We start from the raw sequence: 23,878 nt of genomic DNA on the forward strand, positions 1-23,878 counted from the left end.
CCGAAGAGCCGGCCCGAACCGATGTTCGACGGAAGAACCGCAGGCTTACTTGAAGAAATCCAGGATGCCGCCCGGCTCCGCATAGACGCCCGGGGCCGCGGTCGAGGCCTGCCAGGTGATGGTGCCGATGAAGGCCGAGCCGCACCAGCGAGAGGTGCCGCCGTTCAGGAAGCCGCGGTAATCGCCGGTGAAGGTGAAGCACTCGGACGGCGTCAGGTCGGTGTCGTGGTAGCGCACGTCGAGCAGCAGGTTCTTGTAGGCATAGGAGATGCCGACGTTGCCGTAGAGGTAGCTCGACAGGTTGACCGAGGGGAAGCGGCCGGTGACCGGGTTGAACGGGCCGGTCGCCGAGGTCCGCGCGGCGCCGAGGGTGAAGTAGCCGAGCTCGCCCGAGATCGAGAAGCCGCCGGCATAGGCCTCGGGCAGGAACGAGAACAGGGAGGCGGGCAGGGTGTAGGCCGCTGTGCCCGAGGCGTAGGTGCCGACCGCATGCGTGCCGAAGAAGTTCGGCGTGTGGTAGACGTTCGCGCCGAGCACCAGGGCGTCCGTCGCCTGGTAGAGGACCTTGGCCGCCCCTTCGTAGAAGTCGGAATTCGCCTGCGTGATCGGGAAGGGATTGTTGACGGCGTCGAAGCCGTAGATCCGCTTCTCGTTCGGGTAGAAGTAGTAGAGGATGCCGAGGTCGAAGGTGAACTTGTCCCAGGTCGGCCGGATGCCGGCCATCAGGTCGAACTCGAAGTCCGGCTGGGTCGGCAGGCGCGTCTGGAGCGTCGCGAAGGCCGTGTAGAAGAAGTTATTGAAGAAGTTGACCTCGAAATAGGTCTGATAGCTGCCCTGCAGATTGGACTGCGACACGCCGCGGAAATTGTAGTCCGTGGCGTAACGCGAGAAGAACGAGAAGCCGATCAGGTTGTCGGCCGCCTTCGCCTCGGCCGGCATCTCCTTCGGGGCGGCGAGATCGGCCGCCTCGGCCTGGGCGCAGAGAAGTGTCCCGGCCGCGACCAGAGCACGGGTGAAGGATTGTCTCTTCATAAGGGCAACTCCGGCGCAAAGATCAGTGCAGCCCCTCGATCGACCCCGGCCGACCTGTCACTGCTGCTAAAACGATTTTCTCAGAAGGCAAACAATCATCTCAAGGATAAAATGAAGGCAAATGCCGCGCTTTTGTTTGCTGAGGCGCTTTGGAAGCGCGGTGTCACAACTTTGCAACGTCCCGGGTTTTGCTCATCACTGCCGGGATTAGCCAAGACGGAATGCCCGCCAGCCTGATCGCTCCAGGCTGGCGGGTCTCAAATTCCGATCGGGACAAGCCCCGACGATTCGCGTCGGGTCAGAGGTCGGGGTTCAGGCGGGGATGCCCGCCGTCGCCACCGTGTCGGCGGCCGAGGCCGGGGGCGGCGGGGGCGCGGCCGTGTCCGCCTCGGCCCGCACCCGGGTCTTCTTGGGGTCGTAATGCGGGAAGGGCACGACGGTCGCCGCGAGCCGCTTCTGGTGGCCGTCGAGCTTGCCGATCTCCACCGCCGTCCCGTCCTCCGCGGCACTGACGTCGAGCCGGGCGAGGGCGATGGTCTTGCGCAGGATCGGCGACTTCAGGGCGCTGGTGATCACGCCGACCTGCCCGCGCCCGACATAGACCGGGTCGCCATGGCCGACCGCCTCGTTGCCGGCGACGTCGAGGCCGACGAGGCGGCGATGCGGCGCCGCCCGGCGGCGCTCCAGGGCCTCCTTGCCGATATAGGGATCGGCCTTCGCCGTCGCCACGGCGAAGCCAATGCCCGCCTCGAACGGGTCGGTCTGGTCGCAGAACTCGTAATCCGCGAAGACGAGGCCCGCCTCGATGCGCAGCATGTCGAGGGCGGCGAGGCCCGCCGGGGTGAGGCCGTGCGGCGCCCCCGCCTCCATGATCGCGTCCCAGACCGCGACCGCCTGGGAGGGATGGCACCAGACCTCGTAGCCGAGCTCGCCGGTATAGCCCGTGCGCGAGACCACCACCGGCACGCCGGCGAGGCGGCCGACGGTGAAGCGGAACCATTTCAGCTCCGACAGGCTCGGCTGATGCGGCGGCGTCACCAGGAGGGGCGCGAGGATGCCCCGGGCCCGGGGCCCCTGGACGGAGAGGTTGTGGAGCTGGTCGGTCGATTCCTTGACCCAGACCTTGAAGCCGTTCCGCTCGGCGAGCTGGCGCAGCCACAGGCCGCAATACTCGTCGCCGCAAATCCAGCGGAAGTTGGTCGGGCCGAGACGGAACAGCGTGCCGTCGTCGATCATGCCGCCATGTTCGTAGCACATCGCCGCATAGACGATCTGGCCGACCGCGAGCTTGCGCACGTCGCGGGTGAGCGCGAGCTGCATCAGCGCCTCGGCATCCGGGCCGATCACCTCGAACTTGCGCAGGGCCGAGAGGTCCAGCACCACCGCGCGCTCGCGGCAAGCCCAGTATTCGGCGATCGGTCCGGCAGAGGAGAAGCAGCTCTGCAGCCAGAAGCCGCGATAATCCTCCATCTTGCGGGTGAGGGACGAGGTACGGGGGTGGAAACCCGTCTCGCGGGTCAGGCGCGGCTCGGAATCGGGCGTCATGCGGTGGCTCATCCCACGGGGAAAGGCACAGGCGGCGTCGTAGACGCGCACATGGATGTCGGTCGGGAACCAGCCATTGGCCGGGTCGATGTCGTCGGCGCAGGAGGAGGCGGCGCAGACGAGATCGGTCAGCGCTCGCAGGAGCACGTAGTCGCCCGGCCGCGACCAGGGCTCGTCCATGTCGATCCGGTCGTTCGCGCCGGGAATCGTGTTGTAGAAGAAGTTGATCGCCGGCCAGCCCTTGCGCGACGCGATGCCGTGCGGCGCCAGCACCGCGTTGAAATTGTCGGTGCAGTTGGAATGGCCGGGATAGCCCATGTCTTCATAGTATTTCGCCGAGCAGGCGAGCATGAAGGTGTCGTGGCGCCCGACCGTGTCCTGCACCACCTCGACGAGGGGCACCATCCGCGCGTCGAAATACTTGGCGTGCAGGCCCGGCTTCGGCGAGGACGTGCCCATCAGCGTATGCGTCGTGGTGGCGTCGAGCCCGCATTCGCGGCCCTGCGCCAGTTCGGCGGCATCGAAGGCCAGGAAGTCGGCGCATTGGCGCCCGTCCACGTCGATGATCTGGATGTATTGTCCGGCCTTCACCGTGAAGGCGCGGGCCGTCGCCGCGTCGACGCGCAGATCCTGCAGCGGCGGGGCGAGGGGAGGGGGCGCCTGCCCGACGATCGAGGCGGCGGGCCGGATCACCAGCCGCAGCTCGGTCGGCGGATTCTGCGCCTCGGGCGCCATCGGCGCGCCCGGGGCGACCAGAACGCAGAACGAGGCTTGCGCGGCGACGCCCTCCCAGGCGGCGCCGGCCGCATGCTCCCCGTCGAGGATCACGAGACCGGCGAGGTCCGAGGGACCGATCCCGCCCGCGTCCAGGGCGGACCGCGCCGCCGCGGCCGCGCCGAGGCCGTCCTCGAGCAGGGCGGCGAGCGCCGGCGGCGGCCCGGCCGATCCCGCCTCGAAGGTGCCGGGCAGGGCGTAGAGCAGCCCCCCCTGCAGCCCCTCCGGGTCGACGACGCGTAAGGCGTCACCGGCCGAGACCGCGAAGACGCAGCACCGGCCCCCCGGCACACGGATCGAGCGCTCCCGGGGCGGCAGCGTCGCGCCGCCCCCCGGCTGCAGGGCAGGCTGAAACCAGATCTGGTTCATGGCATCCCTCGTTCCTCGGGATCGGTTCGCGGACGGGACCGGGCCTACTCGGCCGCCTGGGGCAGGCCCATGAAGGCGGGGAGCGAATCGTCCAGGGCCTTCATCCAGGTGGTGTGATGGCCGGGCGACATCGTGCCGGTGATGGTCGAGGGATAGGACCGGTCGCGATAGGTCAGGATGCCTTCCATCTTGTGGTGCTCCCATTCCTTGAACAGGGCCGCCACCTTGTCGACGTCGAGATGCGGGTAGTCGGTCGCGGCCAGCAGCTCGCGGACGTACTCGGTCTGGAAGTCGATCGCCTCGAAGGGGTTGGTCAGGGTGTCCTGGTCGGCCAGCCACTTGGCGATGTCGGCGGCCTGTTCCTCGCGGCTCGGCAGCGCCAGCTTGCCCATGATCACGTCGCGGGCGTACCACGCCTGCGCATCGAACATGTTGAAGGTGTAATACTGGTCCTGCATGCCGAGATAGATCAGCTTCGGATTGTCCTGCCAGAAGATGCCCTTGTAGAGACCGGCCGGGTAGAGGCAGTTCTTGGTCTTGAGCCGCAGGGAATCCGGCAGGAACGGGTAGCTGTGCTGGTAGCCGGTGCAGAAGATCACCGCGTCGACCTCGGCCGAGGAGCCGTCCTTGAAATGGGCGACCTTGCCGGTGAACTTGGTCAGCAGCGGCCGCTCCTCGAAGCCGGCGGGCCAGTCGAAGCCCATCGGCTTGGTGCGGTAGCTGAACACGATGCCCTTGGCGCCGTACTTGATGCACTGCGTGCCGATATCCTCGGCCGAGTAGCTCGAGCCCACCATCAGGATGCGCTTGCCGGCGAACTCGTCCGCCACGCGGAAATCGTGGGCGTGCATGACCCGGCCCGGGAACTGCTCGATGCCCTCGAAATGCGGGACGTTGGGCACCGAGAAGTGGCCGTTGGCGACGACCACGTGGTCGAACTCTTCCGTCTGGTGCTCGTCCTTGATCAGATCCTTGGCCGTCACGGTGAACGTGCCGGTCTCCTCGGAATAGGAGACCCAGCGCACCGGGGTGCAGAAGCGGATATACTTGCGCACGTCGCTGCGCTCGACCCGGCCGGCGATGTAGTCGTGCAGCACGGCCCGGGGCGGGTAGGAGGGAATCGGCCGGCCGAAATGCTCCTCGAAGGAGTAATCGGCGAATTCCAGGCATTCCTTCGGGCCGTTCGACCAGAGGTAACGGTACATGCTGCCGTGGACCGGCTCACCGTTCTCGTCGAGACCGGTGCGCCAGGTGTAGTTCCACAAACCGCCCCAGTTCGACTGCTTCTCGTAGCAGACGAGCTCGGGCACCTCGGCGCCGGCCCGGCGCGCGGCCTCGAAGGCCCGCAGCTGCGCCAGACCGCTCGGGCCGGCGCCGATGATGGCGACACGCTTGGTCATAGTGAGTTCCCTCGGAAATCGGCTGAAGGATCGGGTCAGGCGCGCTCGTCGAGCGGGTGCGTGCGCAGGCGCATCGGGTCGTAGAAGGGCGTGCGCACCACGTTGGCGGCGAGATTGCCCTTGTCCGTGCGGATCTCGACGGCGGTGCCGAGGGCCGCGAGCTCCGGCGGCAGATGCGCCAGGCCGAGGGACTTCATCAGGTGGCGGCTATAGGTCGAGCTGTTGAGCGTGCCGACCTCGCGGCCTTCGTGGAAGATCCGGGAGCCGGGAGGCACCGCCTCGTCGTCGAGAACCTCGAGCCCGACCTGGCGGAAGCGGATCGCGTTGCGGCGGCGCTCCAGGGCGGCCTTGCCGCGGAAATCCGGCTTGCTCAGATCGACCGTCCAATCGGCGCCGACCTCCCAGGGGGTGGTGTCGGGCAGCGGCATGTCGAAGGGGAAGAACAGCAGCGCGCCCTCGACCCGCACGATGTCGAGGCAGGCCCAGGAGGCGGCGCAGATGCCGAAGGGCTTGCCGGCCGCCAGGATCGCGTCCCAGATCGCGACCGCGTCCTTGGCCGCGCAGAACACCTCGTAGCCGCGCTCGGCGGAATAGCCGCCCCGGGCCAGCGACACGTCGTAGCCGAACAGCGTCGTGCGGGCGTGCCGGAAGTATTTCAGCCCGGCCAGGTCGAGGGGCGTGTGCGGCTTCAGGATGTCGAGGGCGAGGGGACCCTGGAGCGAGAGGATGTGGACGTCGTCGTCCTTGGCCACCGTGACGTTGCGCCCCTCGGTGAAGAGCGGCAGCGCGTCCTCCAGGCTGCCGCCGCCATGGGAGAGGCGGAAGGCCTGGGGCCCGTCGCGGTAGACGAGCACGTCGTCGATCAGCGAGCCCTCGTCGTCGACGATGTTGCTGATCGCCGATTCGCCCGGCTTCAGCGTGGAGACGTCGCTCGTCAGCATGGCGTTGAGCATCGCCTCGGCATCGGGGCCGGAGACGTCGATGAGGCGCAGGCCGGTCACGTCGAACAAACCGGCCCTGGACCGGACGATGGTGGTCTCCTCGTAGGGATCGGTGGAATAGGTCTGCGGGATCGGCATCCCGTTCCATTCCGCGTCCAGCTTCGAGCCCAGCGCGAGGTGGCGCTCGTTGAGGGCGGATTGGCGGGGGAAATCTTTGTAGCTCATGTCGTCTGCCCCTTCTCTCGCGGAGGTGGTCTCGACCGGACACGGGGGATTGGCCCGCGCAGCGTCGGGTCATCAGGCGGCCGGCACGCGGCCCGGCTGATGAAGGGCCGCCGGGCGTGCCGGCCGGCGAGGGGATTGCGCCCTCCTCGCCGGACATCTTTCTTGTCGGGAAAATTTTTAGACCTCGCCGGAACGGCGGAGCAATGGTGACTGTTGGCACCATCGGCCCGGCCCGGGGGCGGAGATCATCGCGACAGGAGGGGAAAGCACGGTCCCCGCACGATCCTTGCCTACGGAAGATCCTTGCGTCCGGCGCCGTCAGCACAGAAAGTTGTTCGGTCGGCGACAATCAGGACGTGCGAATAGAGGCCTTTTCCCTTGCTGCCTTCGCCTTCCGCGACGTTCGGCTTCGAGCCCGATGACAAGCCTCGGCGGATCGCCCCCCGCGTGAGCGAGGCTCCGCGCAGCGTCGACCCCGTCCGGCTGACCGACGGCGAATGGTTCGCGCAGCTCGGCGAGGTCGCCGCCTCGATCGGGACGGACAGCTTCCATCGCAAGTTGCTGCATCTGGCCGGGCTCTGCATCCGGCACGATTCGAGCTGGATCATCCGCTATTCGCGGGTCGCGCCCCCCGACGTGCTCTACACCGCGGGCGTGCCGGACGAGATCGTCGCCTTCTACGACGAGAAGGGGCAGTATCTCGATCCATTCTCCGCCCGCTGGCGCCGCACGGGGCAGCCGGGGGTGCTCACCCTCTCGGAGATCGCCGCGGAGGGCCCGGAAGCGATTCTCTACAAGCAGATCTTCACACCGACGGCCAAGATCGCCGATGAGATCGGGATGTTCTTCTCCACCGTCGGGCATTGCTGCTTCGGCCTGTTCCTGGAGCGCGAGCGGGGCAGCTTCTCGAAGGCGGATATCGAGCGGGCCAAGCTGATCTTCCCGGCGCTGGAGGGCTATCACCGCAGCCATCTCGGGCAGCTCTTCAACCACCTGCGCTACACGAGCGGGGCGGCCAGCGGCGGCCTCGTCAGCCGCCCGACCCTGATCCGCGACCGGCACGCCGTGGAGGTGTTCTCGAACGCCTCCTGGCGCGAGGCGGTGGCGGCGGATGCCTCGATCCTGCCCCTGATCGCCGCCTTCGGCAGCGCGGAGGGCCTGACGACGCTGCAGGGGCGGGACTACGTCCTGAAGACCGAGCCCTTCGACCGAGACTTCCCCCTGGCGCCCGGCGGCCGGATCTTCACCCTGGAGGCCCGCGCCGCGGCGCAGGAGGATTCGGTGGATTACCGGGCCGCCGCCCAGATCCTGCAGGCGCTCACCCCGCGGGAGCGCGACATCCTCAGCCTGACGATGAAGGGGCAGGCCACGGGGCAGATCGCGCAGGCCCTGGCGATCAGCAAGGGCACGATCAAGAACTGCAAGCTGCGCATCTACCGCAAAGCCGAGGTCTCCTCGGAGCGCGACCTCGTGAAGAAGTTCAGCCCGTTCTTCCCCTCGACCTGATTCCCGCGGCCTGAGCGGTCGGGCGCGTCGGTGCCGGGGCGCCCCTCGCCCCGCAGGCCGGGAGAGGGGGAGGCTTCCCGCGCCGTCTTCCGGCCGCCCCGCCTGACAAAGCACAAAAACCCGGCGCGGGTGTCCCCGCGCCGGGCCGTTCTCGGGATCAAGCCGGTCTCAGAGCGTGAAGAACCAGTTCGAGATCAGCAGCACCGCCACGCCGGCGACGAGGGTGAGGTAGGGCAGGATCCCGGCCCGCTTGGCGCTGACGGCGCCCTCCGGACCGACATGAAGGTCCTCGAAGGTCTCGTGCGGGAACTTGCCGCCGTCCTGCACATAGTGGCGGAACAGGAAGACCGGGATGATCAGGGCCGCGGTGATCAGCCCCGCCCAGAGGGCGACCGGGTTCCACACCTTCGCGCCCGCGCCCATGAAGACCACGTTCACGAAGGCGAAGAGGCCGCCCAGCACCAGCACGAAGGTCGGCGCCCGGTAGGGACGCGGCACGCGGGCCGAGTCGATGCGGTGGATCCAGGCCGCGTTCAGGTTGAGGAAGTTGAAGATGATGTAGCCGCAATTCGACACGGCGAGGATGAAGAAGAAGCTCGTCGCGTCGGCGCAGGCGATCGCCAGCACCAGCAGGTTCACGCCGAGATCGGTCCACATCGCCGCCGTCGGGGCGCCGTGCGCATTGGCATGGCTGAGATAGCGCGGCAGCCAGCCATCGACCGAGCCCTGGTAGAGCGTGCGCGAGGAGCCGGCCATCGCGGTCATGATGCACAGGATCAGGGCGAGGATCATCAGCATCACCAGGACGCTCTCGATCACCGGGCCGCCGCCGACCATGTGGGCGAGGGCCGCCGCGACGCCCGAGCCGTCGACCACGGAGGGCTCCAGCATGCCCTCGACGCCGAGCATGCTCTGGAAGGTGAAGGGCACCAGGGTGAACAAAGCGAGGCAGAGCAGGCCCGAATAGAAGATCGCCTTGAAGGTGTCGCGGCTCGGATCCTTGAACTCGCTGGTGTAGCAGATCGCAGTCTCGAAGCCGTAGGTCGACCAGGCGGCGATGAACATGCCGCCCAGCACCAGCGTCCAGCCGGTGATGTTCCAGGCGCCGGGCTCCGGCGCGGCGGGGGCGGCGAGCGGCACCAGCGGCGTGAAGTTGCCCCAGTTCACCCCGTGCAGGAGCAGGGGCACCACGCCGACGATGAACATCGGCACGATGACGAGCAGGCCGATCCACTTCTGCACGTTGGCCGTGCCGAGGATGCCCCGGTGCTGCACGGCGAAGACCGCGAGCATCAGCACCGCGCCGATGAAGAAGGCGGCGTTGAGCGAGAACGAGACCGGCCCGAGGGCGGTCGAGAACAGGGTCCAGGTCCGCAAGGTCGGCGAGACTGCCGCCACCGCCGCGGCGAGCTTTTCCGCCTCCGTGCCCTGGAGGGCGGCGCCGTGGGCGGCGAGCCACTGCACCACGGCCGGCGAGGTCGCCGTGGGCGCCGGCGCGAGCGCGTTGATGATGTAGGAGGCGGCGATCGAGCAGCCGAGGGAGAGCACCGGGCTCCAGGCGAACCAGTTGCACCAGACCGAGAGCGGCGCGATCAGCTTCGAGTAGCGCACCCAGGCGGCCGCGCCATAGACCGAGGCGCCGCCGGACTTGTTCGGGAACAGGCCCGCGATCTCGGCGTAGCTGAAGGACTGGATGAAGCCCATCAGCATGGACAGCGTCCAGATCACGAAGGCGAGCTTGCCGGTATTGCCGGCGATGCCGCCCACCGAGAACAGCACCAGGGCCGGCACGCCGCTCGCGACCCAGAAGGCGCCCGTCCAGTTGATGCTGCGGTGAAGCTGGCCCTGGTCCACGCCGGTGGCGATGGGGACGGCCGGCGAGACCGGCGTCGTCGAACTGATTCCGACACTCATCGTGAGATCTCCCAAACAGGATTTGCGGGGTGATGCCGTTCGATTCGGGAAAACAAAGATCCGAATCCGCTCATTCGAGATCACGCGGCCGGTTCGGCCACGGAAAAACAGGCACATCGCGTCCGTCCGCGGAACGCGGCGGGACGTCATTCCTGTCTCGTCTCCGCCTTCAGGCGGTTGTGCTATGGAGATTCGATCGCATGGGGCCGCTTCACTTCGTATTGGCTGCTGAGCATGGCTCAGAATCGAAGATCGACGAGATATCGCCTCAGACAGAGACAATCCGTGCGTCGGCGGCCCTTCATTCCGGACGCTCGGACCGCGACGGGGCGCATCCCGCCTCGGTTCTCGATGAGAATATTCATTTCCCTGGGGGGATGGGCTGTCAAGCAGAATCCTGCTCGCCAAACCGGCAATGCTCGAATTATGCCGTGATTTTGATCACAATGAAGAATTTTAGTGCATTATGCCCGTCAAGCGGGCGCTCTGCGGCGGGAGCGTGGCACCGAGTCATGCCCGGCATCGTGGGCCGGCGCGCCGGCGAATCCGGCCGACTTTGAGATTTCCCCTTTTTCATCAGGATGTTGGCGACGCCCGCGAGCGAGGCCGCCGCAACGGGGGAGATTCGCCACGTCCTCCAGATCCCGCACACGCCCCGATTGACAATGTTATTCTTGATGAGAAAGTATCGTTCTCATCGAGAATTCGGCCTGCGGGACGCGACAGGATCCGCCCGAGGCCCGCCCAAGCTCCGGCGCCGATGCCGGGCCGATGCACACCCTTTCCTCCCGAGGTGACGATGACCGATCAGGGCATCAAGAGCCGACCGATCTATGCCGCCCTGCGCCGCGACTCGTCCGGGCGGCGCCATCTCTACGTCTCCGCCGGATCGGAGCCGCCGCCTCCCGCCCTGGCGGACGGTCCCCTCGAGAGCTGGACCGTCGCGCCGGCGAGCGCGGAGGGCACCCTCGAACGCCCGCAGGGGGAGGGGGAGCGCCGCTTCCGCTCCGCCCGCCAGCTCATGGAGACCCTGGGCCGGCGCCTCGCCTCCGAACGGATGGGCCTGCGCCTCTATGCCGAGGGCCCGGAGGATTTCCTCTGGGACGTGTTCGGGATCGCCCAGGCCCATGGCCTCGGCCGGCAGGAGGTCTTCCTGAAGCAGTCCGGCACCCTGGCCCGCCGGGTCCAGTGCGTCCATTGCAAGACCTTCAACGAGGGCGTCACCACCACGATCGTGCGCTGCGCCGGCTGCGGCGCGAATCTGTTCGTACGCGACCACTTCTCGCGCCGGCTCTCGGCCTTCCAGGGCGTCAAGGTCGACGCGGAGCAACCGGGCGACGTCCCGCAGGCGGAACGGGCCTATCCATGATCCTCGACGGCACCCTCCCGGCCCGCGTGGCCGGCATCGAGTCCTTGAGCCCGACCCTGAAGCGCTTCCGCTTCGAGCCGGAGCGGGGATCCTTCCCGACCGCCGCGCCGGGGGCGCATATCCTCGTGACCCTGCGCGGGCCCGAGCGCGTCTGGAAGAACGCCTATTCCCTGGTCACGCCGCCGGAGGCGCGCGACGCCTACGCGATCATCGTGCGCCGGGTGGAGGCGTCGCGGGGCGGCTCGCATTTCCTGCACGACCATCTTCGCATTGGCGACCGCGTCGAGATCGGGGCGCCGGCGAGCCTGTTCCCCATCGCCAGCCTGGCCCGCCGCCACATCCTGATCGGCGGCGGCATCGGGCTCACGCCTTTCCTGTCCTTCCTGCCGGTCCTGCGCGCCCGGGGCGCGGCCTTCGAGCTGCATCAATACTGCACCGACGCGGAGACGGAGACCTTCGGGCAGCTGCTCGCGGAAGCGGGCGGCGCCGTCACCATCCATGGCAGCGCCTCCCGGCGCTCGGTCGCCGAGATCCTCGCCGACCAGCCGCTGGGCACGCATGTCTATACCTGCGGCCCGGAGCGCCTGATGGCAGCGGTCGAGCAGGCGGCGCTCGATCTCGGCTGGCCGAGCCATTCCATCCACAAGGAGAGCTTCGGCGGGGCCGAGGGCGGCAAGCCCTTCACCGTCAGGCTCGCCCGCTCGGGGCGCAGCATCGCCGTCTCCGAGACGCAGAGCCTGCTCGAAGCCCTGGAGGCGGCGGGGGTCGAGGCGCCCTGCCTGTGCCGCGGCGGCGCCTGCGGCGTCTGCCTCACGGGCGTGATCGACGGCGCGGTGGAGCATCGCGACCACGTCCTCACCGAGGCGGAGCGGGCCGACGGCAAGCTGATCGCGACCTGTGTGTCACGGGCCCGCTCCGACGCGCTCGTGCTCGACCTGTAAGATCAAGGAGGGACCCCGATGGGCATTCAGTTCCGCAAGGACGAGCGGTTCCGCGAGAGCTTCTCCTACGTCAACAGCGACGCGGGCGTACTGCGCTTTCCCTTCCCGTTCGGGGAGGACCGCTACATGTACTCGGTCAATATCGAGCCCCATACCCGCGGCGGCCCGACCCCGGCCTTCGCCCACCCCTTCGACATCGACGAGCATTACATCGCCGAGTGCCAGGAGCGCGCCCTGGTGCTCGCCGACGATCCCGGCCGCTGCCAGGTGCTGCCGCACATGATGCCGGCGCAATGGGACACGCTCGAACTGCTGATGGAGAGCCTCGCGGCGGACTATCCCGAGCATTTCAGCTTGGAGAAGGACGGCGACACCTGGCGCTGGATCAACCGGCCCCTCGGCATCGATCAGAGCTTCGTCTTCGGCAAGCCGGAGACGCTGCCCTGCGAGCCCTTCGAATACATCACCCGCCAGGCCCAGGGCGACTTCACCCTGCAGGATCAGCGCGACGACAATCTCTTCGTCGATGGCGGCATGGTGACGACCCAGGCCGACTGGTCCCTCGATTTCGACATCGGCATGTCCTTCCACGAATGGCACGGGCCGGTGCCGCTCGCCCACGACATCGGCGTGTTCGACCGGGCGCTGCGCTTCCTGCTGCGCCTGCAATACGGCCATCCGGTCCGGCGCCTGAACTGGACCATGACCATCAATCCCCGCCTCGACACCTCGCCGGAGAACTATCCCGATTGGGGGCCGGACCGGACCACGGTGACGCCGGAGAACGTCGCTGAGAAGGTGCATCTGCGGGTCGAATTGCAGACCCTGTTCCGGCTGCCGCGCTCCAACGCGATCCTGTTCGGCATCCGCTGCTACCTGCTCAGCCTCAAGGACATCGAGCGCGTGGAGAAGTGGCGCAAGCGCCTGAACCGGGTGCTGACGACGCTGCCGCCCGAGCTCGCGGAGTACAAGGGCCTCACCCGCTACCGCGAGACCATCCTCGCGCGCCTCGCGCCGCAGGACGACGGGGCCGAGCTCTCGCTCGGCATCCAGCCGGACCAGACGGTCCTGCCGCCGGCCTGACCGCCGGTCCCGGCGGCGGCGCCACCGGGAGGTTCCGCACGGGCTGGCCTTCCCGCCAGCCCGCCGGCTTCACGCCGCCTTGGCGACGGGCGAGGGCGCGTCCATGGCGCGCAGATAGACCTCGAGCAGGCTCTCCTGCTCGTCGCGCTCGTCCTTGTCCTGCTTGCGCAGCTTCAGGATCTCCTTGAGCACCTTCACGTCGAGCCCCTCGCCCTTGGCCTCGGCGAAGATCTCCTTCTTGCCCTCCATCAGGGCCTTGATCTCCTCCTCGACCTGCTCGACCCGCTCGATGATGGAGCGGATGCGCGCGCCCGCGACGCCTACCGTGTCCGTGGTCTCGGTCATGCCTTCCTCGTGCTCACCTGAGGCGCCCACCCTCGGCGGCCACGGTAAGCGGAGGGTTAAGGCCCGGATGCGCGCGGCCACGGAGAATCGCCCTGGCATGCGCCACGCCCTGGCCGGCGCCGGGACGAATCCGAGGCGTCGAGGATAGCGGACAAACTGCCTCTTCAAGCAACATTCGGATTAAAAACGCATCACGAGCACGATTCAATTTGCGCAATCCGGTCCTGATCTCGGATTGACCGTCGCCGTGCCGCCTCGATAAAATTCTTGCCGAGTTGACCGCTAGGGTTCCGGCATCGCACCGATGCGTCTGGTCCGAGAGCGGTCTCCGGCGCGGGAGACATCCGCCCGGATGCACGGCGGGACAAAAGCCCGGGAGACCTCACTGGCCAGGGATGGCGAGCGAAGGTCGTGCGCAATCCCTTTCTCGGATGGAAGGGATCAGATGACTCGCCCGATCCACACACCGCCCGTCCCGAAGCGCCCGCCGCCCCGCGGCGCGCGCTCACGCGCGTCGTGAGCGCCGGCGCGCAACCTCCCCCGATCCGCCCCGCCGGGACGACCCGGCCTCGACGGGCTCCGTGAGACCGGGACGACCCGGCCGATCCCGAAGGAGACGGACATGTCCCGGACAGAGGCGACGATCGCCGAGAACCGCCGGCGCTACGAGGCCCTGAAGCAGGCGGCCCAGGGCCACACGGCGCGGACCCTGCCGCCGCCGAGCCCGCGCGGGGCGCCCCCGCTCGCGGCGGAGGCGGTGATCCACCGCGAGGTCATCCCCGGCGGCTGGTACTGGGCCACGCCGCTGAAGGCCGGCGAGGGCCTGCGGATCGCCCTGGAGGAAGGGCCGTCCAGCGTCGCCCTGGTGGCCTGGAGCGCGCGGGATCCCAGCGAGCGCCTGAACTACGCCGACACGGTCAAGATCCAGTGGACCGCGGCCCTGGGCAAGGGCCGGGTCCTGTTCTCGGACATGGGCCGGGTGATGCTCTCCCTGATCGAGGATTCCTGCGGCGCCCACGACGCCCTGACCGGCGGCTCCACCGCCGCCTCGAACGCGGGGCGCTATCCCGGCGGGCCGCACCGCAACACCCGCGACAACCTCCTGCTCGCCGCCCTGAAGCACGGGCTCGACCGGCGCGACCTGCCCCCCTGCCTCTCCTTCTTCGCCCCCGTTCAGGTGGGCGCGGAGGGCCGCTTCGCCTGGAACGCCGCCGGCCGCCGCGGGGGCGACTTCGTCGACCTGCGCGCCGAGATGGACCTCCTCGTCGCCCTGTCGAACTGCCCCCATCCCCTCGATCCGGCCCCGGACTACGCCCCCCCTCCCGTCGCGGCGACGCGCTTCCGCGCCCCCGCGCCGCAGGCGGACGATCTCTGCCGCACCGCCACCCTCGAGGCCGTGCGCGGCTTCGAGAACAACGCCGCCGCGTGCCTGTGAGGGAGGCCCCCATGACCGAGACCAGCACCGGCGCCATCCTGCGCGACGAACTTGTGCCCGCCGAGGCGCCCTGGTCGGGCCTCGTGCGCCGCGGCCAGACCCTGCGCATCACCGATAGCGAGGGCTGCCAGGCCGTCGACACCCTGTTCTACCGGGCCGACGACATGGGCGAGCGCTACTCCGCGCAGGACACCCTGCGGATGCAGGGCTCCGCCTACGTCACCACCGGCACGCGGGTGATCTCCAACGAGGGCCGGGTGATGCTGACGGTGACCGCCGACAGCTGCGGCCGCCACGACACCTCCGCCGGCGCCTGCTCCTGCGAGAGCAACACGGTGCGCTTCGGCCACGCGACCAAGTACCTGCATGCCTGCCGCGAGAACTTCGCCCTGGAGGTCGCGAAATACGGCCTGTCGAAGCGCGACATCGTGCCGAACATCAACTTCTTCATGAACGTGCCGATCGAGCAGGACGGCACGCTCGCCATCGCCGACGGCGTCTCGAAGCCGGGCGACCATGTCGAGCTGCGGGCGGAGATGGACGTGATCTGCGTGATCTCGAACTGCCCGCAGATCAACAATCCCTGCAACGGCTTCAACCCGACGCCGATCCGCGTGACCATCCGGGACGGGGCCTGAGGCGCATGTTCCGCAAGGTCCTGGTCGCCAATCGCGGCGAGATCGCCCGCCGCGTCGTGCGCACGCTCCGGCGCATGGGCATCGCCTCGGTCGCCGTCTACTCGGATGCCGACCGCTTCACCCCCGGCGTGCTGGAGGCGGACGAGGCCGTGCGCCTCGGCCCCGCGCCCGCCGCCCAGAGCTATCTCGACGTCGAGGCGGTGCTAGCCGCCTGCCGGGCGACGGGGGCGGAGGCCGTGCATCCCGGCTACGGCTTCCTGTCGGAGAACGCGGCCTTCGCCGAGCGGCTCGCGGCGGAGGGCATCGCCTTCATCGGCCCGCGGCCGGAGCATCTGCGCGCCTTCGGCCTCAAGCACACGGCGCGGGAACTGGCCCGGGCGAGCGGCGTGCCGCTCCTGCCCGGCACCGACCTGCTGCCGGATGTCGAGAGCGCGCTGCGCGCGGCGGAGGCGATCGGCTATCCGGTGATGCTCAAGAGCACGGCGGGCGGCGGCGGCATCGGCATGCATCTCTGCGCCGCGCCCGCGGAGCTGGCCGAGCGCTTCGCGGCGGTGGAGCGCACCGCCCAGGCGAGCTTCGGCGACGCCCGCGTCTATCTCGAGCGCTTCGTGGCCGAGGCGCGCCATGTCGAGGTGCAGATCTTCGGCGACGGGCGCGGCCGGGTCGTGGCGCTCGGCGAGCGCGACTGCTCGCTGCAGCGCCGGAACCAGAAGGTGATCGAGGAGACGCCGGCCCCCGGCCTGTCCGAGGCGGTGCGCGCCCGCCTGCACGCCGCGGCGGTGACCCTCGGGGAGAGCGTGGCCTACGCCTCCGCCGGCACCGTCGAGTTCATCTACGATCCGCAGCGCGAGGATTTCTCCTTCCTCGAGGTCAATACCCGCCTGCAGGTCGAGCACCCGGTCACCGAGGCGGTGTTCGGCGTCGATCTCGTCGAATGGATGATCCGCCAGGCGGCCGGCGAGGATCCGATCGGGCCGGCCGGCCCGCCGGCCCCCCGCGGCGCCGCGATCGAGGCGCGGCTCTATGCCGAGATCCCGCACGCCCAGTTCGCGCCGAGCGCGGGCCTGCTCACCGAGGTGCGCTTCCCGGCCGGGGCGCGCATCGACGGCTGGATCGCCACCGGCACCGAGGTGACGCCCTATTACGACCCGATGCTCGCCAAGATCATCGTCACGGGCGCCGACCGCCCGGCGGCGATCGCGGCCCTGCGCGCGGCGCTCGCCGAGACCGCGGTGTCCGGCATCGAGACCAATCTCGACTACCTGCGCACCATCGCCGGGTCCGAGATGCTGGCGAGCGGGCGCGTCGCCACCACGGCGCTGCGCGACCTGGCCTATGCGCCCCGGGGCGTCGCGGTGCTGCAGCCGGGGCCGCAATCGAGCCTCCAGGAGCTGCCCGGCCGGCTCGGCCTCTGGCATGTCGGCGTGCCGCCGAGCGGGCCGATGGATGCCCGCTCCTTCGCCCGGGCCAACGCCCTCGTCGGCAATCCGGGCGAGACCTGCGCCCTCGAACTCACCGTCTCCGGCCCGACGCTGCGCTTCCACACCGACGCGGTGGTGGCGCTCGCCGGGGCCGCCATGGCCCTGACCCTCGACGGCGCCCCGCGCCCGCACGGGGAAGCCTTCGCCGTGGCCGCCGGCCAGAGTCTCGCCATCGGCGCGATCGCCGGGCCGGGGCAGCGGGCCTATCTCGCCGTGCGCGGGGGCTTCGCCGCGCCGGTGGTGCTCGGCTCGCGGGCGACCTTCGCGCTCGGGGCCTTCGGCGGGCACGCCACGGGGGTGCTCAAGGCCGGCGAGACCCTGCATCTCGCCGACGCGCCCGCCCCTTCGCCGTCCCCTGCGCCGTCCCCTGCGCCGCCCGGGCCGGCGCCGCTGACCCACGACTGGGAGATCGGCGTCGTCTACGGCCCGCACGGCGCGCCGGACTTCTTCCGGGACGCCGACATCGCCGACCTGTTCTCGGCTGCCTACGAGGTGCATTTCAACTCCGCCCGCACCGGCGTGCGCCTGATCGGGCCGACGCCGCGCTGGGCCCGCCCCGATGGCGGCGAGGCGGGCCTGCACCCCTCGAACCTGCACGACAACGCCTACGCGGTCGGCGCCATCGACTTCACCGGCGACATGCCGATCCTGCTCGGCCCGGACGGCCCGAGCCTCGGCGGCTTCGTCTGCCCCGCCGTCGTGGCCCGCGACGAGCTCTGGAAGCTCGGCCAGCTGCGGCCGGGCGACACGGTGCGGTTCCGGCCCGCGGCGCGGCCGGAGGATCCCGTCGCCGGCCCGACCCTGGCCGAGACGCTGGCCGCTCCCGCGGTGCATCGCCCGGCGCCGGAGATCGGCTCGGCCATCCTCGCCCGGGACGAGGCCGGGCCGGTGCCGGTGGTCTATCGCCGCCAGGGCGACGACAACCTGCTCGTCGAGTACGGGCCGATGAGCCTCGATCTCGGCCTGCGCCTGCGGGTGCACCGGCTCGCCGAGGCCGCCGCAGGACTGCCGGGGCTCATCGACCTCACCCCCGGCATCCGCTCGCTCCAGATCCACTACGACGGCACCCGGGTGCCGCGGGCGCGCCTCCTCGGCCTGCTGCGCGAGATCGAGGCGAGCCTGCCGCCGGCGGAGGCGATCAGCGTCCCGAGCCGGACCGTCCACCTGCCGCTCTCCTGGGACGATCCGCAGGCCGCCCTCGCCATGCGCAAGTACCAGGAGCTGGTGCGGCCGAACGCGCCCTGGTGCCCCTCGAACATCGAGTTCATCCGGCGCATCAACGGCCTGCCCGACGCGGATGCCGTGCGCGCGATCGTGTTCGACGCGCAGTATCTCGTGATGGGGCTCGGCGACGTCTATCTCGGCGCGCCGGTGGCGACGCCGGTCGATCCGCGCCACCGGCTGGTGACCACCAAATACAATCCCGCCCGCACCTGGACGCCCGAGAACGCGGTCGGGATCGGGGGCGCCTACATGTGCATCTACGGCATGGAGGGGCCGGGCGGGTACCAGCTCTTCGGGCGCACGATCCAGGTCTGGAACACCTGGCGGACCACCCGCGACTTCGTGCCCGGCCATCCCTGGCTGCTGCGCCCCTTCGACCGGATCCGCTTCTTCCCGGTCTCGGCGCAGGAGCTGCTGGAGGCCCGGGCCGCCTTCCCCCACGGCGCCTATCCCCTGCGCATCGAGGAGGGCACCTTCTCCTACGCCGCGCATCGGGCGGCGCTGGCGGCCGAGGCCGAGGCGATCGAAGCCTTCACCGCCCGCCGCCAAGCCGCCTTCGAAGCCGAGCGCGAGCGCTGGAAGGCCAACGGCCTCGACAGCTTCGTGGCCGACGAGGGCGGCCCCCTGGAAGCGGCCGAGATCCCACCGGGCTGCCTCGGCGCCCCGACCACCGTGCCGGGCAATGTCTGGAAGGTGCTGATCGCCGAAGGCGACCGGGTCGAGGCCGGCCAGACCATCGCGATCCTCGAGGCGATGAAGATGGAGATCGACGTCAACGCCCCCGCTTCCGGCCGCGTCCGCGCGGTCCGGGCCCAGCCCGGCCGCACCCTGCGGGCGGGCGACCTCGTGGCGGTGATCGAGGAGGCGTGACGCCGGCGGCCGCCCCTGCGGCCGACATCGGCCGGGAACTTGCAGGCGCGGTTCCGGTGAACGGGCGCGACGCGCCCGGGTCCCGACAGGCTGCCGGTCCCCGAGGGGACCGGCCCCTCCCTGCGAGGTGCATCTTGCGCACGATGGCACGGGTCAACACGCAGGCGCTCGCCAGGATGCGGAACTGGCGGATGCCGACCGACGACCGGCTCGTCGGCCTCCTCTACGCGCGCCTGTGCGGCGCCCTCGCGCTCCTGATCCTGGGCGCGGCGCTGTGGCTGACGGGGTGGGGGGCGTAGCCCTCTCCCGCCCCGCACCGCCGCCGGTCACCCCGCCTCGTCGGAGAAGGGATGCAGCTGCGGGATCAGGGCCGCGGCCAGATCGAGGCGGCCCGAGATGACGCCCCGCTCGGTGATCATCTGATCGGCGATCGCCTTGAGTTTGGGGGCGGGCCCCTGCACGAGGATGACCTCGAGAGTCTGGTTGTTCATCAGGTGGACGTGGAGGGACGAGATCACCTCCGCGATGTGGCGGCGCTGAAGCTCGGCCAGCCGCTGCTGCAGGCCGTGCGGCTGATGGCCGTAGAACAGCGTGATCGTCCCGACCATCACCCGGTTGCCGACCTCGTTGCGGTGCTCGACCAGGGACCGGTGCAGCAGCGTCGCGACCGCCTGTGATCGGCTGGCGAAACCGCGCTCGTCGACCATGGTGTCGAGCTCCCGCAGCAGCTCCTCCGGGATCGAAAGGCTGATCCGGCTGACCTGGCCCCGCCGGGGCTCCGTTCCCTCGAGGGCCGGTCGGTCGCCGTCGCTCGGCAGCTTTTCTGACATCGCTCTTCCCCGCCCCGCAGCCCATCCTGGCACGGAAATTGTTACGCCGAATTGCGGTATTACGATATTTGAGAATCGTGTTACCGCTGCCTTGGGAGACGTGGGATGCGACTTCTCAGATCTGCGTGTGGCGCCATGGGCTGGTTCCGTCGAGGACTGGCCGCGACAACGATCGCGTTCGGTGTGTTCGCAGCCGGTGCTTCCGTGCAGGCCGCCGAGCCGCTTCGCATCGGCTACAGCGACTGGCCGGGCTGGGTGGCATGGCAGGTCGCCATCGACAAGGGCTGGTTGAAGGAAGCGGGCATCGACGCGCGGTTCGAGTGGTTCGACTACTCGGCCTCGATGGATGCCTTCTCGGCCGGCAAGCTCGATGCGGTGACCTGCACGAACGGCGACGCGCTGGTCATGAGCGGCAACGGCGCCCGCAACGTCATGATCATGCTCACCGACTACTCGAACGGCAACGACATGATCGTCGGCAAGCCGGGCGTGAAGTCCCTGGCCGACCTGAAGGGCAAGAAGGTCGGGCTCGAGGTCGGCCTCGTCGAGCACCTGCTCCTCATCGACGGCCTGACCAAGGCGGGAATGAAGGAGACCGACGTCACCCTCGTCAACGCCAAGACCAACGAGACGCCGCAGGTCCTCGCCTCCGGGGACGTGGCCGCGGTCGGCGCGTGGCAGCCCATCGCCGGCCAGGCGATGAAGGGCGCGGCCGGCGCCCGGCCCCTCTACACCTCGGCCAACGCCCCGGGCCTGATCTACGACGTGGTGACGGTGAGCCCGGCGAGCCTCGCCGCCCGGCGCGCCGAGTGGATCAAGCTCGTCGGCCTCTGGGACAAGGTCGTCGCCTATATCGAGGACCCGAAGACGCAAGGAGACGCGGTCGCGATCATGGCCGCCAAGGTCGGCGTCGACCCGGGCACCTTCACCCGCTTCCTCAAGGGCACCAAGCTGCTGCCGCTCGCCGAGGGCCGCAAGGTGATGGCGGAGGCCGAGGGCTTCGGCTCCCTCTACGGATCGAGCCGGCATGCGGACGCCTTCAACGTCAAGTACGAGGTCTACAAGACCCCGCAGGACGTGAAGGCGAGCATCGACCCCGCCCTGACCGACGGCAAGTGAGGCGGCCGTGAGCGCGCTGCGCCTGACCCCGCGAGCGGACCGGCCGGCCCCCGGCCCCGCGGGCGTGGCCGCTCCGCCGCCGGGCGGCGGGGGCGAGGCCGCGGCCCCGGCCGCCGCACCGCACCGGCGCCCCGCCCATGCGGGGGCACGGGCGCGCAGCTCCTGGATCGGCGTGGCGCGGCCGCTGCGCCCGCGCCGGCGCCTCGTCCTGGCCCTGCTCTCGTTCCTGCTGCCCCTCGGAGCCTGGGCGGCGGTCTCCTACCTGCCGTTCCTATGGCACCCCTTCGTCGCCGTGAGCGATCCCGGCGAGGTGGCCTGGATGGAGCCGGGCATGCGGGTGCCCAAGGCCGCCTTCGCCGAGGAGGTGGCCGCGGCGGGCGCGGCCGGCACGGCGGCCCCGCGCGGGACGCCGGCCAACCCCGTCTACCTGCCCGCCCCGCACGAGGTAGCCGTCGCGCTCTGGACCTCGCTGACGGCGCCCCCGCCGCAGCGGGACGCGATCTGGCTGCCGGCGAGCCTGTGGCACTCGATCCAGATCATCTTCTGGGGCTTCCTGATCTCCTCCGTCGTCGGCCTTCCCCTCGGTGTCCTCTGCGGGGCGCAGCCGACCCTGGCGCGGCTGACCGAGCCCGTCATCGAGTTCGTGCGCTACATGCCGGCCCCCGCCTTCGGCGCGCTGATGGTGGCGATCCTGGGCATCTACGACGGCCCGAAGATCGCGATCATCGTGATCGGCACCTTCTTCCAGCAGGTGCTGGTCATCGCCAACACGACACGCCGGGTCGACCCGCTCCTGGTCGAGGCGGCGCTGACCATGGGCTCGCGCAACCTGCGCCTCGTGCGGCGCGTGATCGTTCCGGCGATCCTGCCGCAGCTCTACCGCGACCAGCGCATCCTGCTCGGCTGGGCCTGGACCTACCTGATCGTGGCGGAGCTGATCGGCACCTCGTCGGGCATCACCTTCTTCATCACCCAGCAGGCCCGCTACCAGCACTTCGACAACGTCTACGCCGCGATCCTCATCATCGGGCTCGTCGGCTCGGCGACGGATCTCGGGCTGGCCCTGATCGGCCGCAGGCTGTTCCCTCACGCGCGGGGCGAAGCATGAGCGGATCCGGCTCCCCCCTGGTCCTGCCGGTCGAGCCCTGCGACTACCGCACGCAATGCGAGACGGTGCGGGCGCGCTTCGACCGCCTGAAGGCCCGCGACGTGGCCCTGCGCGTCGAGAATCTCGGCAAAACCTTCCGCAACGCGGACGGGGTCGAGACCGTGGCGCTCCGCGGCATCGACCTCGTCACGCATCGCCGCGAGTTCCTCTGCGTGGTCGGCCCGTCCGGCTGCGGCAAGTCCACCTTCGTGCGCATCCTGGCGGGTCTCGAGACCAAGACGAGCGGCACGGTCTGCGTCAGCGGCGTGCCGGTCTCGGGGCCGGGCGCCGACCGGGGCATGGTGTTCCAGGGCTACACGCTGTTCCCCTGGCTCACGGTGCTGCGCAACGTCGCCTTCGGCCTGGAGGAGAACGGCGAACCCCGCCGCGCCGCCGAGCGCGAGGCGGCGCAATGGCTCTCCCTGATCGGCCTCGAACCGTTCGCGCAGGCCTATCCGCACCAGCTCTCGGGCGGCATGAAGCAGCGCGTGGCCATCGCCCGGGCGCTCGCCATGCGCCCGCAGATCCTGCTCATGGACGAGCCCTTCTCGGCCCTCGACGCGCAGTCGCGTGCCCGGATGCAGGCTTATCTCATCGAGATCTGGCGCAAGATCGACATCACGATCGTCTTTATCACCCACGACCTCGACGAGGCGGTCTTCCTCGCCGACCGCATCCTGGTGCTGAAGGCCCATCCCGGCGAGGTGGCGGAGCTGATCGAGGTGCCGGTGCCCCGGCCCCGCAGCCCGGGCCAGATGCTCTCGCCGGAATTCCGCGCGACCCGCGCCCGCCTCGACGCCCTGATCCATCCGCCCAAGGACGAGGCCGAGCCGGAGGCCGCCGAGGGCGGCCTCGCCATGGTCGCGCGCATGACCAGCGTCGGGGACGAGGTGGAATGATGGACAGCGCGCCCGTCCTCTGGTCCGAGCGGACCTGGGAGGAGATCCCGCCGGCGCTCGCAGGCGCGGCCCACGCCGCCCTCCTGCCCGTGGGCGCCACCGAGCAGCACGGCCCGCATCTCGGCTGCGGCATGGATTTCGTGCTGGCCGAGACCGTCTGCCGGGCGGTCTCGGGCCGTACCGGCGTGCCGATGCTGCCGAGCCTCCCCTATGGCTGCTCGCTGGGCCATTCGCGCCGCTGGCCCGGCACGATCGCCCTCGATCCGCTTCTGATGACCGAGCTCGTCCGGCAGATCGGGACGCAGGCCTACCATTCGGGCGTGCGCCGCCTGTTCCTGGTCAACGCGCACGTGACCAACGTCGCCCCCCTGCGCTGCGCCCTGGAGCTGCTGCGCGCCACCCACGACGACCTGATGGTGGCCCTCGTCAACACCGCGACCGTCAGCGAGCGCGTCCGCGCGGCCCATTTCGCCGATGCCGAGGACTGGCACGCGAACCGGGCCGAGACCGCGCTGATGCAGGCCCTCGCCCCGGATCTCGTCCGCGCGGGGCGCATCGCGGATGCCGACGACCCGGACCGCACCGCCGGCCTCGTCTTCGCCCATCCGGTGAACCGCACGAGCCGCAACGGCGTCACCGGCTGCCCCTCGCAGGCGAGCCCGGCGGAGGGCGCCGAGCTCTTCGCCTGGATGGTCGAGGACCTCGCCGCCCTCGTGCGGCGCGGGCTCGGCGAGACGCCTCCGCTTCCCCATTCCTACGACGGCCCGGCCGTCCCCACCGAAGGAGCCTGA

At 69.9% G+C, this 23,878-nt stretch carries 19 protein-coding genes and 1 riboswitch; of the genes, 12 read left to right on the forward strand and 7 right to left on the reverse strand.

The features are described from left to right. Positions 1-45: 45 nt before the first annotated feature. The 4 genes from MFF21_RS10180 to MFF21_RS10195 form a co-directional block, all read right to left on the reverse strand. Positions 46-1,032 carry a TorF family putative porin gene (locus tag MFF21_RS10180; protein WP_238311039.1) on the reverse strand — a complete coding sequence of 329 codons (987 nt, stop codon included), beginning with the start codon at positions 1,030-1,032 and terminating at the stop codon, positions 46-48. A gap of 312 nt (positions 1,033-1,344) precedes the next feature. Next, positions 1,345-3,720 (reverse strand): trimethylamine N-oxide demethylase, encoded by a 2,376-nt coding sequence (locus tag MFF21_RS10185; protein ID WP_283206522.1) that lies wholly within the window; start codon positions 3,718-3,720, stop codon positions 1,345-1,347. 44 nt (positions 3,721-3,764) lie between these two features. Continuing rightward, complete coding sequence (locus MFF21_RS10190; protein WP_238311040.1) at positions 3,765-5,120, reverse strand: trimethylamine monooxygenase; 1,356 nt, start codon at positions 5,118-5,120, stop codon at positions 3,765-3,767. 35 nt (positions 5,121-5,155) lie between these two features. Then, positions 5,156-6,286 (reverse strand): aminomethyl transferase family protein, encoded by a 1,131-nt coding sequence (locus tag MFF21_RS10195; protein ID WP_238311041.1) that lies wholly within the window; start codon positions 6,284-6,286, stop codon positions 5,156-5,158. Between the two features lie 447 nt (positions 6,287-6,733). Between MFF21_RS10195 and MFF21_RS10200 the strand changes: the two genes are divergently transcribed. Continuing rightward, a complete protein-coding gene (locus MFF21_RS10200) occupies positions 6,734-7,792 on the forward strand; it encodes a helix-turn-helix transcriptional regulator (protein WP_238311042.1) in 1,059 nt (352 codons plus the stop codon). A 168-nt stretch (positions 7,793-7,960) separates the two neighbouring features. Here MFF21_RS10200 and MFF21_RS10205 read toward each other — a convergent pair whose 3' ends face one another. Beyond that, the gene (locus MFF21_RS10205) at positions 7,961-9,706 is read right to left on the reverse strand and encodes a trimethylamine N-oxide permease (protein WP_238311043.1); all 1,746 of its coding nucleotides are present in this window, start codon (positions 9,704-9,706) and stop codon (positions 7,961-7,963) included. 799 nt (positions 9,707-10,505) lie between these two features. Here MFF21_RS10205 and MFF21_RS10210 point away from each other — a divergent pair. From MFF21_RS10210 to MFF21_RS10220, 3 genes are read left to right on the forward strand one after another with little or no spacing between them, the layout of a single operon-like run. Continuing rightward, entirely contained in the window at positions 10,506-11,075 is a 570-nt protein-coding gene (locus tag MFF21_RS10210) for a dimethylamine monooxygenase subunit DmmA family protein (RefSeq protein WP_238311044.1), read from the forward strand. Next, a complete protein-coding gene (locus MFF21_RS10215) occupies positions 11,072-12,016 on the forward strand; it encodes a PDR/VanB family oxidoreductase (RefSeq protein ID WP_238311045.1) in 945 nt (314 codons plus the stop codon). The genes MFF21_RS10210 and MFF21_RS10215 overlap by 4 nt, the downstream gene beginning before the upstream one ends. Before the next feature lie 18 nt (positions 12,017-12,034). Then, a complete protein-coding gene (locus MFF21_RS10220; RefSeq protein ID WP_238311046.1) occupies positions 12,035-13,099 on the forward strand; it encodes a heme-dependent oxidative N-demethylase family protein in 1,065 nt (354 codons plus the stop codon). Between the two features lie 69 nt (positions 13,100-13,168). On the opposite strand, the gene MFF21_RS10225 is transcribed toward MFF21_RS10220, so the two are convergent. Continuing rightward, positions 13,169-13,444 (reverse strand): DUF2312 domain-containing protein, encoded by a 276-nt coding sequence (locus tag MFF21_RS10225; RefSeq protein WP_238311047.1) that lies wholly within the window; start codon positions 13,442-13,444, stop codon positions 13,169-13,171. 271 nt (positions 13,445-13,715) lie between these two features. Then, positions 13,716-13,825: riboswitch (guanidine-I (ykkC/yxkD leader) on the forward strand. 241 nt (positions 13,826-14,066) lie between these two features. Between MFF21_RS10225 and MFF21_RS10230 the strand changes: the two genes are divergently transcribed. The 4 genes from MFF21_RS10230 (at position 14,067) to MFF21_RS10245 (ending at position 19,391) form a co-directional block, all read left to right on the forward strand. Continuing rightward, positions 14,067-14,879: an urea amidolyase associated protein UAAP1 gene (locus MFF21_RS10230; RefSeq protein ID WP_238311048.1), complete on the forward strand. Its 813-nt coding sequence runs from the start codon at positions 14,067-14,069 to the stop codon at positions 14,877-14,879. Positions 14,880-14,890: 11 nt separating this feature from the next. After that, on the forward strand, positions 14,891-15,517 hold the full coding sequence (locus MFF21_RS10235) for an urea amidolyase associated protein UAAP2 (protein WP_238311049.1): 627 nt from the start codon (positions 14,891-14,893) through the stop codon (positions 15,515-15,517). A gap of 5 nt (positions 15,518-15,522) precedes the next feature. Continuing rightward, positions 15,523-19,092: an urea carboxylase gene (gene uca, locus MFF21_RS10240; protein WP_238311050.1), complete on the forward strand. Its 3,570-nt coding sequence runs from the start codon at positions 15,523-15,525 to the stop codon at positions 19,090-19,092. A 143-nt stretch (positions 19,093-19,235) separates the two neighbouring features. Continuing rightward, positions 19,236-19,391 (forward strand): hypothetical protein, encoded by a 156-nt coding sequence (locus MFF21_RS10245; protein ID WP_238311051.1) that lies wholly within the window; start codon positions 19,236-19,238, stop codon positions 19,389-19,391. Positions 19,392-19,418: 27 nt separating this feature from the next. On the opposite strand, the gene nikR is transcribed toward MFF21_RS10245, so the two are convergent. Beyond that, positions 19,419-19,922, reverse strand: a complete 504-nt coding sequence (gene nikR / locus MFF21_RS10250) for a nickel-responsive transcriptional regulator NikR (RefSeq protein WP_238311052.1) — start codon at positions 19,920-19,922, stop codon at positions 19,419-19,421. A gap of 105 nt (positions 19,923-20,027) precedes the next feature. Between nikR and MFF21_RS10255 the strand changes: the two genes are divergently transcribed. From MFF21_RS10255 to MFF21_RS10270, 4 genes are read left to right on the forward strand one after another with little or no spacing between them, the layout of a single operon-like run. Further along, on the forward strand, positions 20,028-21,041 hold the full coding sequence (locus MFF21_RS10255; protein ID WP_308445660.1) for an ABC transporter substrate-binding protein: 1,014 nt from the start codon (positions 20,028-20,030) through the stop codon (positions 21,039-21,041). A 7-nt stretch (positions 21,042-21,048) separates the two neighbouring features. Continuing rightward, the gene (locus MFF21_RS10260; RefSeq protein ID WP_238311054.1) at positions 21,049-22,149 is read left to right on the forward strand and encodes an ABC transporter permease; all 1,101 of its coding nucleotides are present in this window, start codon (positions 21,049-21,051) and stop codon (positions 22,147-22,149) included. Then, positions 22,146-23,087 (forward strand): ABC transporter ATP-binding protein, encoded by a 942-nt coding sequence (locus MFF21_RS10265; protein ID WP_238311055.1) that lies wholly within the window; start codon positions 22,146-22,148, stop codon positions 23,085-23,087. The genes MFF21_RS10260 and MFF21_RS10265 overlap by 4 nt, the downstream gene beginning before the upstream one ends. After that, complete coding sequence (locus MFF21_RS10270) at positions 23,084-23,878, forward strand: creatininase family protein (RefSeq protein ID WP_238311056.1); 795 nt, start codon at positions 23,084-23,086, stop codon at positions 23,876-23,878. The genes MFF21_RS10265 and MFF21_RS10270 overlap by 4 nt, the downstream gene beginning before the upstream one ends.

Origin of the sequence: Methylobacterium organophilum (assembly GCF_022179465.1) — a bacterium.
GTDB classification, from domain to species: Bacteria; Pseudomonadota; Alphaproteobacteria; order Rhizobiales; family Beijerinckiaceae; genus Methylobacterium; species Methylobacterium organophilum.